12 protein-coding genes and 1 pseudogene are annotated in these 13,671 nt (G+C 41.3%); 3 read left to right on the forward strand and 10 right to left on the reverse strand.

Annotated features, from left to right (window positions below; genetic code table 11):
- Positions 1 to 96 precede the first annotated feature (96 nt).
- From FTV04_RS11870 to FTV04_RS11900, 7 genes and pseudogenes are all read right to left on the reverse strand, one after another.
- The gene (locus FTV04_RS11870; RefSeq protein WP_180007027.1) at positions 97 to 528 is read right to left on the reverse strand and encodes a thioesterase family protein; all 432 of its coding nucleotides are present in this window, start codon (positions 526 to 528) and stop codon (positions 97 to 99) included.
- Positions 529 to 537: 9 nt separating this feature from the next.
- A complete protein-coding gene (locus FTV04_RS11875) occupies positions 538 to 1,731 on the reverse strand; it encodes a heme biosynthesis protein HemY (protein ID WP_180007025.1) in 1,194 nt (397 codons plus the stop codon).
- 6 nt (positions 1,732 to 1,737) lie between these two features.
- On the reverse strand, positions 1,738 to 2,580 hold the full coding sequence (locus tag FTV04_RS11880) for a hypothetical protein (RefSeq protein WP_180007023.1): 843 nt from the start codon (positions 2,578 to 2,580) through the stop codon (positions 1,738 to 1,740).
- A complete protein-coding gene (locus FTV04_RS11885; RefSeq protein ID WP_180002832.1) occupies positions 2,577 to 3,356 on the reverse strand; it encodes a uroporphyrinogen-III synthase in 780 nt (259 codons plus the stop codon). The genes FTV04_RS11880 and FTV04_RS11885 overlap by 4 nt, the downstream gene beginning before the upstream one ends.
- Positions 3,357 to 3,359: 3 nt before the next feature.
- Positions 3,360 to 4,277: a hydroxymethylbilane synthase gene (hemC, locus tag FTV04_RS11890; RefSeq protein WP_218945470.1), complete on the reverse strand. Its 918-nt coding sequence runs from the start codon at positions 4,275 to 4,277 to the stop codon at positions 3,360 to 3,362.
- A gap of 95 nt (positions 4,278 to 4,372) precedes the next feature.
- Complete coding sequence (locus FTV04_RS11895; protein ID WP_180002830.1) at positions 4,373 to 5,113, reverse strand: LytTR family DNA-binding domain-containing protein; 741 nt, start codon at positions 5,111 to 5,113, stop codon at positions 4,373 to 4,375.
- A 53-nt stretch (positions 5,114 to 5,166) separates the two neighbouring features.
- Positions 5,167 to 6,320 (reverse strand): annotated as a pseudogene (locus tag FTV04_RS11900) (sensor histidine kinase).
- Between FTV04_RS11900 and argH the strand changes: the two are divergent.
- A complete protein-coding gene (gene argH / locus FTV04_RS11905) occupies positions 6,311 to 7,741 on the forward strand; it encodes an argininosuccinate lyase (RefSeq protein ID WP_180007020.1) in 1,431 nt (476 codons plus the stop codon). The pseudogene FTV04_RS11900 and the gene argH overlap by 10 nt on opposite strands.
- A 27-nt stretch (positions 7,742 to 7,768) precedes the next feature.
- The gene (locus FTV04_RS11910) at positions 7,769 to 8,038 is read left to right on the forward strand and encodes an oxidative damage protection protein (RefSeq protein ID WP_180007019.1); all 270 of its coding nucleotides are present in this window, start codon (positions 7,769 to 7,771) and stop codon (positions 8,036 to 8,038) included.
- A gap of 828 nt (positions 8,039 to 8,866) precedes the next feature.
- Here the strand turns inward: FTV04_RS11910 and pgsA are convergent.
- The 3 genes from pgsA to uvrC all read right to left on the reverse strand — a co-directional run bounded on the left by pgsA (position 8,867) and on the right by uvrC (position 12,289).
- Positions 8,867 to 9,454: a CDP-diacylglycerol--glycerol-3-phosphate 3-phosphatidyltransferase gene (pgsA, locus tag FTV04_RS11915; protein ID WP_078190467.1), complete on the reverse strand. Its 588-nt coding sequence runs from the start codon at positions 9,452 to 9,454 to the stop codon at positions 8,867 to 8,869.
- 104 nt (positions 9,455 to 9,558) lie between these two features.
- Positions 9,559 to 10,353, reverse strand: coding sequence for a thioesterase family protein (locus tag FTV04_RS11920; RefSeq protein ID WP_180089652.1), 795 nt, complete (start codon positions 10,351 to 10,353; stop codon positions 9,559 to 9,561).
- Between the two features lie 136 nt (positions 10,354 to 10,489).
- On the reverse strand, positions 10,490 to 12,289 hold the full coding sequence (gene uvrC / locus FTV04_RS11925; RefSeq protein ID WP_180089654.1) for an excinuclease ABC subunit UvrC: 1,800 nt from the start codon (positions 12,287 to 12,289) through the stop codon (positions 10,490 to 10,492).
- A 178-nt stretch (positions 12,290 to 12,467) separates the two neighbouring features.
- On the opposite strand from uvrC, the gene FTV04_RS11930 reads away from it, so the two are divergent.
- Positions 12,468 to 13,514: an AAA family ATPase gene (locus FTV04_RS11930; RefSeq protein ID WP_168379013.1), complete on the forward strand. Its 1,047-nt coding sequence runs from the start codon at positions 12,468 to 12,470 to the stop codon at positions 13,512 to 13,514.
- Positions 13,515 to 13,671 lie beyond the last annotated feature (157 nt).

Raw genomic sequence — 13,671 nt, forward strand, 5'->3', positions numbered from 1 at the left:
CATAATATTATAATAAAATTTTTATTCAATAAATAATTTTCATTTTACTACAATATTTTAACACGACTCCTTAAAATATATAAAGTTAAATTGTATTTAAATATTATTTCCCACTGAATTTTCTAAGGCTTTTATTTTGGTTTTAATATTTTCTGGAATAGAGGTTTTTTGCAGGGTCATTTTATCCACGCACACAATAACCGCATCGCCTGTTGCAACGATTTTTTGTTGCTGTTCACTCCATAATATATAACCCATACGAAATGCACTATTTCTTAATTCTTCAACGCGCGTTGCCACTTTTAAAATATCAGGATAAACCACGGGGCTTAAATATTTACACTGGCTTGAAGCAACAACCGTAACCACAGACTGATTAAATATATCCAACTGATCTAAATAACCAATCCGCGCACTTTCCATATAACGATAATAATGCACGTTATTTACATGACCAAAAGCATCCATATCCCCCCAAGCTACGTGTTGAGTATGAATCAATGAATATTGAGCTAAATCTTTTTGCATATTATGTCCTTATATTCGAATTTCCATAAAATTAGCATTATTTTCAAATATTAAATTTAATTGTTTGGTCAAATATTCCTGCTGATTTAAAGCTGACTTGATACGTAAATAACTCATTAATACATCATCTGGATATAATTCTAATAATGCATCCGCCTCAGCTTGGCGTTCTGTCGCTTGGTAAATATTCCATTTTGCAAAACTAAAAACAGGTAGTGCAGGATACTTTTCTTCCCAACGTTGAATCTGCTGTTCTACAGCCACATAGTCAGGGTTTTGCTTCAACATTTTTTGCTGGAACCACAAAAAGAACACTTCTTTGTTAAATTGCTGTTCAAGTAAATGAATAGCCAATTGCTCATGTTCCTGACTCATCTCTGGCATACGAGACAAGACTTTTAACCACAACACTTTGACCGCATATTTACGCTCTGTTATTTGATCTTGCAAATCCAAATAACGCTGCTTTAAATGCTGTAAGTCATCGACATCAGCTTGATCAAATGCAGATAATAATTGCTCCAACCAAGCTTGTTTTGTCAGCTCATCTAAATGTCCATAACGTGTCGAACGCAAATACAACCAAGGAAACTGCAACGCAAACATGCCCCATAGCGTGGTTAAACGCTGCTCATAGGCAGTGCTGACTTTTTGCAACCATGGCGATAATTCATGTTGATTCAAAAATTCGAGATGCGTTAAAGCCTTTTCACCCTCTTGTTGGGATAAATAAATTTCAATCCGTTGCAATTCTGCGAGTTCAAAAGCCATTGGATTGGTCTGAGTTAATGCATTTAATGCTGTTTCATATTGTTGCTGAATCCAATATAAACGCGCATCAATCACCCCTTTTAATAATCCAGACTCAGTAAAAGCTTGCTGAATAAAGTTTTTTTGATCTTGCGCAGCATTTAAAAGCCAAATGACAGCCAATTGTTCATAGGGATGCAGTTTATTAAAACTAAAGACTGTTTCAGATTTACGCTGCTCTCGACTTAAATAGCGTTTAACCGCATACCAAAGCATTTGCACGAACAAACTCAGTAGTGCCAGCAATAATGCTAAAAACCAAATATTGGATTGAACTTGCCATTCACGCCAGTATAAATAGACATAGCCTGCACCATGTCCAAAACTCAGCAAACTAATAATGGCAACAACCAATAAGCTAATAAATAAATAGGCCAATAAAATATGTTTCATAGTCGATTATCCTATGAGTGCCCGAGTATTTAATAGCGGTACAGAAATAACCGGAATGTCCTTTAATTGTTCTAGACGTTGGCGTATCGGTTTTAATGAAGCATCTGGCAATTGCTGCATAATTTGCATAATTTCAGTGATTTCTTGTTGAAATTGAGGATATTGTCCTTGATTTAAAACTTGCTGAGCCAAAATTAAACGTAACTGCATTTCTTTTAATACCAAGCTACGCTGCATTAATACGGGACTCGGTTGTTCGACTGATTCGACTTGAATCCATTTTTGCCAAAAAGAAAGACCTTTTTGCTGCTCTTTTGAACTGTATGGCTTTAATATTTCTTTTTCTAACAATTGATCGATGGATTGCAGGGTATTTTTCACTTTATCAGATTGCAACTGACGCTCTGTCACATATTGCTTTAAGGTCTCACGGTCTTTTTGAATCACCTGATGCAAACTCATACGCAGTGCAGGTGCCAAGCTCAACTGATCTAATTGTTGGTCTAATTGGTTTAATTTTTCTAAAGCGACAGCAAATTGTTGTTGCTGCATGGCAAATTCAACCAAATCAAGTTGCTGGCCCACAACCATCATTGGCTCAATACTATGGGTCGCCTCAGCAGCAATCGAAGCATTCGATGTCGTTGCAGCCGACATCTCGGTCGTTGTGCCATTCAACTGGCGTTTCAAAGCCACGACCTGATCATTCAAACCTGCATTGCGCTGTTGCAATAAAGTTTGTTGTTGCATCAGTTCGGTTTGTTGAGCATTGACCTGAAACAAGTCAAAACTGAGTTTAGCCAACCAAAGTACGGCGACAATGACCACAACGACAAACAACTTCTTCATGTATTTCCCTGCACGACTTGCACATGCTGCAATATGTGTGTCGCGTTTAAATCTTCGAGTTGAATAATTTTAAAATCTTTGTTCAGTGTTATACGACTTTGCTCAAGTAGCTCGAACAACCTTACACCTAAAACTAAAAAATGTGCATGACTCAGCACTGATAAATGCGACTGAATCAAGTCAAGCCAATTGAGCCAACTGGCCTCACTGGTGATCAACATACAATACGGAGATGACAACTGATGTTCAGAAATGAGTGTTTTTACTTTTTGAGTGGTCTCTTCCGGTAGATGCCGTTCGTATAGCACAAAATTGAGAATCTGAATGCCACGTGCTAGCAACTGCTGCATCATAAATTGACGACCACCTTCACCGCGCCAAAACGCTACACAAGCCCCGGCCTCTAATTGTTCTAAATGGCTTAAGGTGAGCATTCCCTCTGAGGTTTCCACCTGCGGCACAACACTGTGAATGCCATAATCAGCCAGCTTTGCTGCGGTTGCGTCACCGACTGCAATCCATTGAGTATGTTCGAGCTGTTCAAGTGAAATGCCTGCCTTACGCAGACCTTGTATACCAAAGGTGACCGCAGAGGGGCTCACCACAACCAATACATCCGCAGCACTCAACTGGGCGTAGCACGCTGCCAATGCTTCTGACCATGCCCGCGGCTTGAGCTCAAGTAATGGAAGCTCAGCCACAGCAACACCCGCAGAGCGCAGCGTCAAGCTAAGCTGCGCTGCACGATCTGTCGGACGTGTATTGATAAAAAGCATGTATTAATACAGTGCCTTTAAAATTTCACCGGCACCTTGGGTTAACAAGTCTTGGGCCAATTTAACACCGAGCTGTTCAGCCTGTTCGGGAAGACCTACTTGCTGTGCTTTCAACAAGGTTTGACCGTCAACACTACCGACTCGACCTTCCAAATGAATCTGACCATTTTCTAAGGTTGCATAACCTGCAATCGGTACTTGACAGCCACCTTCTAGATATGCATTAAAAGCACGTTCTGCACGTACACAAGAATTGGTCTCTGCATGCATTAAGGGCAAAATTAAATCCAATACAGCTTGATCTTGGCTACGACATTCTAGGCCCAATGCACCTTGTCCAACTGCAGGTAAACTCACAACAGGCTCAAGAGTATGACGAATACGCTCTGCTAAGCCCAAACGCTTCAGCCCTGCACTCGCCAAAATAATCGCATCATAGTTACCCGCATCGAGTTTAGATAAACGCGTACCCACATTGCCACGCAGATCAATAATTTCAAGGTCTGGACGTTGTTTTAAAATTTGGCATTTTCGGCGCAAGCTCGACGTTCCAACCTTCGCACCCTGGGGTAAATCATCAAAACTGTTATAAGTATTTGAAACGAAAGCATCTAATGGGTCTTCACGCTCACAAATCACGGCCAAGCTTAAACCTTCAGGCAAAGCCATTGGCACATCTTTCATCGAATGAACTGCCAAGTCTGCACGACCATCCAACAACGCCGCTTCTAACTCTTTTACAAATAATCCTTTCCCCCCAATTTTGGCTAAAGGGGTATCTAGAATCTTGTCACCTTGGGTCACAAAGGTCACCAACTCAACTTTCAAATTTGCATGAAGTGCTTCTAAGCGTGCACGAATATGTTCCGCCTGCCAAAGTGCAAGCGGGCTTTGTCGAGTTGCGATCTTAAGGATATTCATAAATTTTAAAATACAGTCTATAGGGCTATTATTCTAAACTTAACTTGCTCAGTTGAAAATGCAAGCTTAATTCGCAATGTGCTTTGACACTTGCCCTATAATTTTTGTATTCGCTCACGTAAATTCGGTAAATGTCGACGGCTGACCGCCAAACGCTCTTCTAAATCTCGACAACGCACCTGATACTGCCCCGAGCTTACGACTTCTAAACCTTCTAAAAAGCTCACAGACACCAAGGCATTTCGATGAATACGTATAAAGCGATCACCAAATTCATGCTCTAAATCCTTCAGCGTTTCATCAATAAGTACATTGCCATTTTTATGCCGAACAGTGACATATTTCTGATCTGCAAGAAAATAATAAATATTTTCCACAGGGACCAGTTCTACACCACGATAAGTCTTTGCCGCGATTTGATGGCGGCTGATTTTAATTTCGTCCATATTTTCTTTTTGTTTTATCGTGCTCAATTGAGCTTGGGTTAATTTAGTTAAATGATCTAAAACCTGCTGCAATTCCTGTTGCATAACCGGTTTTAGTAAATATCCCTCTGCATTCGACTTAAATGCATCAAGTGCATGATGATCATATGCAGTACAAAAAATAATAGCGGGCATGGGGTCTAATTCACGCAACAATTTAGCGCAAGTCAGCCCATCCATTTCAGGCATTTGTATATCTAGTAAGATGACATCAGGCTCGAGGCTTTGAGCCAAGTCAATCGCTTGTTGACCATGTGAGGCTTTCGCAACCACTTGATGTCCAAGTTGAGTGACTAAACGTGACAATCGCTCTACTGCTAGAGGCTCATCATCACAGATCAGGATGTCCATTTCTCCTCCTTATCTCGTTAACGTCATTTATTTTTATTGGTCAACTGAGATTTCTATTTATATTGATATTGCACCACAGTCGTATACATTCCCTCGCCTGCGTAGGTTTGAAAAGTGACATGCTGACCATAATATGCCTCAAGTCGCTGTTTCACATTTTCGATGGCAATACCATTCCCCTGACGTAATTTAATTGTATCCTGTGTATAAGGATTTGTAATAACGATATTAATTTGATTTTGTAATATTTCAATCAATATATTTATCGTACTCTTTGTCAAAATCTTTTCGACTCCATGAAAAATACTATTTTCTAATAAAGGTTGTAAAGTTAATAGTGGAATTTGTACTTGAGCGTACTGTTCAATGTCGGCCAGTTTCCACTCCACATTGAGCCGATCGCCCAATCGCATTTGTTCGATGGCCAAATAACGCTGACACAAATCGATCTCATCTTTGAGACTCACCAGTTTCAATTCTTGAAAACTCGCACGGAACAATCGAGATAAATTCAGTAGCATTTGCTCCGCTTTATCTGGGTCAATCGCAATCAAGCTAATCACATTGTTTAAGCTATTAAATAAAAAATGTGGATGAATCCGAGCTTGCATAGCCTGAATGCGTGAGTTTAATTCACTATGATGTTGTCGACCCCACTGTTCTCTTAAATATAAATATCGAAAACAAAATGCCCCAAGTAATACCCCATAGCTCAGATTTAAAACCACACTAGCAGTTAAAACATCTGCACTCAAACCAGCTAAACTGAAATTTTCACCAAAATAGATCAAAACATTTAAAATTAAGGTGGTGAATAACACCAAAGCTTGCAATAAAACAAACCCGCTAAACATGAGCATTTTCATGCTTAAACCACGCGTCTTGCTCTGCAAAAGCTCTGAAAATGCTGCAAATGCCAATAATATCCAGTTAATAAACAACACATGCTGCATGACACTGTAAACACTTAAGGCTTGCCACGATTGAGCTTGTGCCAAAGCCAAGACCAACGCCACAATATTGCCCGCAAGAAAAAGCTCCCACAAATAATGCCAACGGCCCATTTTTCTTGAAAATACAGAAATTGTCATAGGCCCAAACCTTGTCTAAAAGTTTGATCAACTTGCCCTTCGGCAACTGGGTTCGAATTTGCTATACTCTTGTTCAGTTCTATGCTTTTTATCTTATTGAGCCGACATGACCACATCTTCTAATTCCTCAAATCCGTCACAAGCCCAAACTTCAGGCATGTGGGGCGGTCGTTTTTCCGAAGCTACTGACGCTTTTGTTGCTGAATTTACAGCATCTGTACAGTTTGACCAACGCTTTTATAAACAAGATATTGCAGGTTCAATTGCACATGCAACCATGCTTGCAAAAGTTGGCGTTCTAACTGAACAAGAGCGTGACGATATTATTAATGGCTTAAACACTATTAAAGCAGAAATTGAAGCGGGTAACTTCGAATGGCGCATTGACCTAGAAGATGTGCACATGAATATTGAGTCACGCTTGACTCAACGTATCGGTATTACAGGTAAAAAACTACACACCGGTCGTAGTCGTAATGACCAAGTTGCAACCGATATCCGTCTGTATGTTCGCGACGAAATCGATGCGATTTTAGAATTATTGAAAAAATTACAAAAAGGCATCCTAGGCTTAGCGGCGAAAAATACCAATACCATCATGCCGGGCTTCACGCATTTACAAACTGCACAGCCAGTGACTTTTGGTCACCATTTAATGGCATGGTTTGAAATGTTAGTACGTGACTCAGAGCGTTTAATTGACTGCCGTAAACGGACCAACCGTATGCCTTTAGGTTCTGCTGCACTTGCTGGAACAACCTACCCAATCGACCGTGCATTCACTGCAGAACTACTAGGTTTCGAAGCTGTAGCTGAAAACTCTTTAGACGCTGTATCTGACCGTGATTTTGGTATTGAATTCAATGCTGCAGCATCACTCATCATGATGCATTTATCACGTATGTCAGAAGAAATGATTCTTTGGACATCGGCTCAGTTCAAATTTGTGAACATTCCTGACCGTTTCTGCACTGGCTCTTCAATCATGCCGCAAAAGAAAAACCCAGACGTTCCTGAGTTGATCCGTGGTAAAACTGGCCGTGTATATGGTGACTTGATGAGCCTATTGACCCTGATGAAAGGTCAACCATTGGCATACAACAAAGACAACCAAGAAGATAAAGAACCACTATTCGATGCAATCGATACTGTTCGTGGCTCACTCATGGCATTTGCCGACATGATCCCTGCACTAGTGCCAAACATTGACATCATGCGTGAAGCAGCGCTGCGTGGCTTCTCAACTGCAACTGACCTTGCCGACTACCTAGTTAAAAATGGCGTGGCATTCCGTGATGCACATGAGATTGTGGGTAAAGCAGTTGCTCTCGGTGTTCAAGAAGGCAAAGATCTTTCAGAATTAACCCTTGAGCAACTTCAACAGTTCTCTGACTTGATTCAGGCCGATGTCTTCAAAAAAGCTTTAACACTCGAAGCATCTGTCAATGCACGTAACCACATTGGTGGTACTGCACCTGCTCAAGTTGAAGCAGCAATTGAACGCGCGCACGCACGTTTAGAAAAACTTTACGCATAACTTTTTCAAGTTAAATGGAGTATTGATATGTCTCGACAAGTTTTTTGCCGTAAATATCAGGCTGAAATGGAAGGTTTAGACTTTGCACCATTCCCGGGTGCAAAGGGACAAGAATTGTTTGATACGATATCTAAACAAGCTTGGCAAGAATGGCTAAAACACCAAACCACGTTGATCAATGAAAAACGTTTAAACGTGTTTGAAGCTGACGCGAAAAAGTTCCTTGAAGAGCAACGTGAAAAATTCTTCAGCAATGATGAATCTTTAGAAAAAGCCGAAGGCCTAAAGCCTGAGTAAAACTTAAAGCATTGCTTTAAGTTTTACGCAAGACAAGCGAAGCGCGTAGTTTCAAATGTCATGAAGGAGTCCAAAGGGGCTCCTTTTTTTATACTCCGCCACGCCGCAAGACAAGCAGCTATGCTGCGCGTGGGCTTTAATTGAAAAGAATCTCCAAGTTTGGGGATTCTTTTTTACTACTCTACAAATGATGCAAGACAAGCGAAGCGCGTAGTCTCAAATGTCATAAAAGAGTCCAAAGGGGCTCCTTTTATAAATTTAGAAGCACTGTTATTTTCACAAAACAAAGATGACGTCTGTGTAAGCTTTCATTGGGAAATGATCTTCATCATTGCTGGAATATCTTTTATCCATTGATCAATTTTATTTAAACTTAAATAAATGAATTTATTATTTAAATAATGTTAATTGTATTTTTTCCATTACATATATCGATTTTTATCGTTTAAATCCAAACAAAACCTACCAAAGTTATCGACCAATTTGTATCAAAAATTCTTAATGTAAATTTGTGATACATTTCTCAATAAAACACAACATTACACTACAAGAAACTCCATGTATTTCTAAGTCTGCTTTCCTATACTAGCAATCAAGGAGATGGAAACATCTTCCATAATAGCGATAAGTAACCCCGATTTTCCTTCCCAGATTTCCCCCAAAATCTGGGAATTTTTTTATCCAAAATTTGCGCTAACGTCTCACATTTAACTTCAAGCTCTATTCAAATGAAGCGTTGTTCAAACTAGACAAACCCTCAATTTTTTCTAAAAGCTAGGCAATAAAAAAGCCCCGATAACGGAGCTTTTAATAATCTACATTTTTTCATCAAGGCTGTTTTAAATACGGCCATGCGGCTTTCAAATATATAAACATCGACCATAAAGTTAAAACCACTGCTGTATAGAGCAATCCATACGCCAACATTTCAAGGGGTTGCCAATTCAGCAAAAATACTGAGATCGCAATCATCTGAAATGCTGTTTTATATTTACCAACGGTTGAAACCGCAACACTGGTACGTGCGCCTAATTCAGCCATCCATTCACGTAGCGCAGACACTGTAATTTCACGTGAAATAATCACAATCGCTGCAAAGGCCATCGAAATGGTCGGTTGCCATTGCACCAAGACGATCAACGCAGTTGCGACCATCAGCTTATCTGCTACAGGATCGAGAAAACGTCCAAATGCTGAAGTCTGATTTAAACTTCTCGCAAGGTAGCCATCAAACCAGTCAGTGACAGCTGCGATCACAAAAATAGCGGTCAGCAATATATGACGTGACATGCTTGCAGCATGCTCACCCACGCCCATTGCAGGTGGCCAGTACGCCACCAACAAAAACACAGGAATTAAAGCAATTCGTGCCAATGTTAAAATATTAGGAATATTCAGGATTCGACCTGTTGTCATAGACACCCCAGTTTTCCCCTCATGCACGATGAAAATGCAAAATAATTTGAGGATTTATCCATCGTTAGTTGCACTCACTTTATACGAAATGCCCCTCAGTGTCACTAGGCAAACACCGTAACAGTCTGTCGCGCAATCGCTATCAACTGGTTATTTTCATCCCATAAATGAGCATATTCCGTGGCGTAGCCATCCGCGGCATAGTCGGTAAATACTTTATATTTAAACCAATTACGCAAGCTTGATTGCAAGGGATGCACATAGGTCAATGTCCATGTTAAAGAACTCGCAGGCGCCATGGTTTTGTACATAGGCAGCACGCCGGGCGGCCACATATCCATCGAGACCAGTAAATCGGCTACTGTCATCTTACGGTTATCATGACGTTCTGGGTTAAAACGCATCCAACCACTAAAGTCAGGCTTTTTGCTTGCAGTACACGGATACTGCCCATCTACCCAGGCCAAATCCATTTGCTGAAAGCACTGTGGTGCAAGTGGATGATGTTCGGCAATCTTTAAGCTGCTCACTTCAGGAAAATCGGGTGCTTGACGCTCCTGATTGACGGCAATGCTTGATTCACGTGGAACACCAAAGCTCGCCAATAAAATGCTTTGTACGGCATCATCTTGCCAAAGTCGAACTTCGATGGTGGTGACGGATTTGCCCTGTCTTAAAATTTCAGCACTTAAACGCACGGGCGCCAATTGTACTGGCCCAACAAAGGTCACATTACAACTGAGTAAACGTCGCTGCGGATCTGCAATGGTGGCAACGGCTTTGAGCATCATCATGCCAGCCACTAAGCCGCCATAGATCGTACGTCCTTGCAACCATCCTTCTGGAATCTCAACCCATTCATTGTGTTCAATATGTTGATACAACTGTGCGAGTGACATCATCATCCCTGATCATATTTTTGATTTTTATATCATTGTATAAAAATTAAATGATGTGAATGATCTGTGACTCATGCGTCAATGAGCATTTTGGCAAATTCAGGATTGACGCGTCATCGATTGGGCTTAGTTCGCGCTATTCATGCAGGATTTTATAAATGGTGCGCGCCATCACATCGCCTAATCCCGGTACAAGTTTTAAATCATTTTCCGAAGCTTTGAGTACCCCCTGAATGCCACCAAAATGGGTCAACAGATCCCGACGACGTTTTGGCCCTAAGCCCGGAATCACTTCAAGTACCGATGAGCCACGCTTTTTATCTCGTTTCGCTCGATGTTTAGTAATAGCAAAGCGGTGGGCTTCATCACGAACCTGTTGAATCAAATGCAGGGCTTTATGGTCTTCGGGCAATTGGATTTTTTCACCATCGGTAAAGTGCAAGGTTTCCAGACCCGGTTTACGCCCCTCACCTTTGGACACCCCGACCATAAAGGCATCGAGCTCAAGTTCTTGCATGACTTCCATCGCCATGTGTAATTGACCTTTACCCCCGTCAATTAATAGCAAATCGGGCAGCATATGCTTTTTATAGCGGCGGGTCAGCGCTTGACGCATGGCAGCATAATCATCGCCTTCGGTAATATCATTGATGGAAAATTGGCGATAGTCACGCTTTCTTGCGCCGCCCGCATCAAAGACCACACAAGACGCGATGGTTGCCTCCCCCATGGTATGAGAAATATCAAAACACTCAATACTGTCAATCGGCCGCCCAACGACTTGCTCTAACTGATGAAAGCGCTCATTCAATTCAAAATGATCAGCCAATTTACCTTTAATCGCATGTTGTACATTCATCTGTGCCAATTCTTGCCACTCTGCACGGGTTTCACGCACTTTATGTTTGATTTGAATCCGCTTTTCAAAGTGTTGGTACAACGCATCTTCCATGTCTTTACGATCTGGAATATCGACATTAATGATGAGTTCCGCAGGGATTTCGTCTGCCACCTGAAAGTAAAAATTGGCAATAAAATCTGAGAGCATTTGCCCCAAATCATCGCCCAACATGTCAGGAAAATAACTCTTTCCGCCGAGCATTTTACCATTGCGCACATGCATAATCTGCACACAGGTCACACCGGCTTGATAAGCAATGGCAATGATATCGGCCTCACCTTTGACTTTATAAATCGCTTGCTGGGTTTGTACATCACGCAGCAGTGCCATACGATCACGATAAAACACCGCCTTTTCAAACTCGAGTGCTTTGGCCGCAGCTTCCATTTTCCCAATCAGCTCTTGATTAAGCTCTTTAGTGTCGCCTTGTAAAAACCGAATCGAGTTATTGACATCTTCTTTGTAATCTTCGGGTGAGATCAAACCCACACAAGGCGCGGAACAGCGTTTAATTTGGTATTGCAAGCATGGTCGTTTGCGCTGCGAAAAATAGCTATTTTCACACTGACGCACATTAAACAGTTTTTGCAGCACCACCAAAGTGTCACGCGCGTTATAAGCACTCGGATAAGGCCCGAAAAACTTACCGGCCTGATGCTTCGCTTTGCCTCGCCCTGCGGCAATTCGTGGATAGGGTTTATCGGCTGAAATAAAGATATAAACATAAGACTTATCATCACGCAGCATGATGTTATACGGTGGACGATGCAGCTTAATCAGGTTTTGTTCGAGCAATAAGGCTTCCGTTTCAGAACGCACCACCAAACTTTCAATATCATAAATACGGGCGACCAAGGCTTGCGTCTTGGGATGCTCAATGGTTTTGAGAAAATAACTCGACACACGATTTTTTAAATTCTTTGCTTTACCCACATACAGCAACTCACCGTCTTTACCCAGCATGCGGTAAACACCGGGTAGAGTCGTCATATTGGCAAGAATTTTTTCAATATGTTCGCGTGCGTTTTCGTTCACTTTTGCCTTGTTCCATCTTCGATATTGCTCTTTGACATGATGTGATGCTTTTACCTGCATTTTCAAGCAATCCCGCAAATTTATTGTTGCTCATAGCAATGATCTGATTGCTAAAAGCTATTAATGCAAAATTCTAAATTTGCTATGCTCAAAACATCCCGCTTTAGGAACATGATGCATGACGAACGCCAATCCCGCCATCCATGTCGTACACCCGACAACTTCGACGCAGAGCACTGCTGAAAAAAACCGTTTGATGGGTAAGCCGCGTTTTCATTTTGAACCGCATGACGTTATGCAACGCTTAAAGCAACGGATCATTGGACAAGAAGCAGCATTAGACGAAATTGAAAAAATGCTGCATGTGGTCAAGGCTGATTTTTCCAGTCCTGAACGACCGCTCTCCGTAACCTTAATGCTTGGACCGACAGGTGTTGGTAAAACCGAAACTGTGCGTTTAATCAGTGAAGTGATTTATGGCCGACCTGATGCCTTTTGCCGTATTGATATGAACACGCTCGCACAGGAACATTATGCGGCTGCCATTACTGGTGCGCCTCCGGGCTATGTCGGTTCTAAAGAAGGCCATAGTTTATTTGATGAAGTTGCCATTGCAGGTAGTCATACCCGTCCGGGCATCGTGCTTTTTGATGAACTGGAAAAAGCGTCAACCGAAGTGCTTCGCGGCTTAATGAATGTGCTAGATAGCGGAAAATTAACCCTAACCTCAGGTACAAAAACCATCGACTTTCGTAATTGTATGATCTTTATGACCAGCAATGTCGGTGCACAAGCGGCACAGCAATATCTAGATAAGTTAAATTTTTTGCCCGAAAAAATACAAAAGGTTTGTCTCAAGCGCGTGCCGGTCAGCAGCATCATTGAAAAAGTTATGCAACGTAAATTCGACCCTGAATTTATTAACCGTATTGACCGTGTACTACAATATCAACCCGTTCAAGATGATGCTTTACCTCGTTTGGTCGAAATTGAGCTGGAAAAACTTAATCAACGCCTACAGCATCAAAAACGCAGCATCAAACTCACAGATGCAGCCAAAGCACATTTTTATCAGAATCATGATATTCGGTATGGCGCACGGCATTTAGCACGAAAAATACGGGTTGAACTTGAACCTATTTTGGCGGTGTATTTTTTGAATCATCCCGAACAAACTAAAATACACCTAGATGCACAACTTGGACAATTGGTTATTATTAAATAATTCACTGGTCTTTAAAAGGCATGCTCACATCACTGCTGTCCCACAAAAATCACAAGAGGAACCTCAATTGAGGTTCCTCTTGTTTTATCACCCTCTTGTCTGGTGAGAATAGCGATTTCAAATACTTCCTTTCGAATAAGTTCACTTGGATAATTCT

Origin of the sequence: Acinetobacter sp. YH12219 (assembly GCF_013417875.1) — a bacterium.
Taxonomy (GTDB): domain Bacteria; phylum Pseudomonadota; class Gammaproteobacteria; order Pseudomonadales; family Moraxellaceae; genus Acinetobacter; species Acinetobacter amyesii.

Coding starts and splice junctions, on each gene's coding strand:
- FTV04_RS11875 (WP_180007025.1), bottom strand. CDS start 1,731: ATGAAACATATTTTATTGGCCTATTTATTTATTAGCTTATTGGTTGTT.
- argH (WP_180007020.1), top strand. CDS start 6,311: ATGACCACATCTTCTAATTCCTCAAATCCGTCACAAGCCCAAACTTCA.
- FTV04_RS11870 (WP_180007027.1), bottom strand. CDS start 528: ATGCAAAAAGATTTAGCTCAATATTCATTGATTCATACTCAACACGTA.
- FTV04_RS11910 (WP_180007019.1), top strand. CDS start 7,769: ATGTCTCGACAAGTTTTTTGCCGTAAATATCAGGCTGAAATGGAAGGT.
- pgsA (WP_078190467.1), bottom strand. CDS start 9,454: ATGACAACAGGTCGAATCCTGAATATTCCTAATATTTTAACATTGGCA.
- FTV04_RS11895 (WP_180002830.1), bottom strand. CDS start 5,113: ATGGACATCCTGATCTGTGATGATGAGCCTCTAGCAGTAGAGCGATTG.
- FTV04_RS11880 (WP_180007023.1), bottom strand. CDS start 2,580: ATGAAGAAGTTGTTTGTCGTTGTGGTCATTGTCGCCGTACTTTGGTTG.
- hemC (WP_218945470.1), bottom strand. CDS start 4,277: ATGAATATCCTTAAGATCGCAACTCGACAAAGCCCGCTTGCACTTTGG.
- FTV04_RS11885 (WP_180002832.1), bottom strand. CDS start 3,356: ATGCTTTTTATCAATACACGTCCGACAGATCGTGCAGCGCAGCTTAGC.
- FTV04_RS11920 (WP_180089652.1), bottom strand. CDS start 10,353: ATGTCACTCGCACAGTTGTATCAACATATTGAACACAATGAATGGGTT.
- FTV04_RS11930 (WP_168379013.1), top strand. CDS start 12,468: ATGACGAACGCCAATCCCGCCATCCATGTCGTACACCCGACAACTTCG.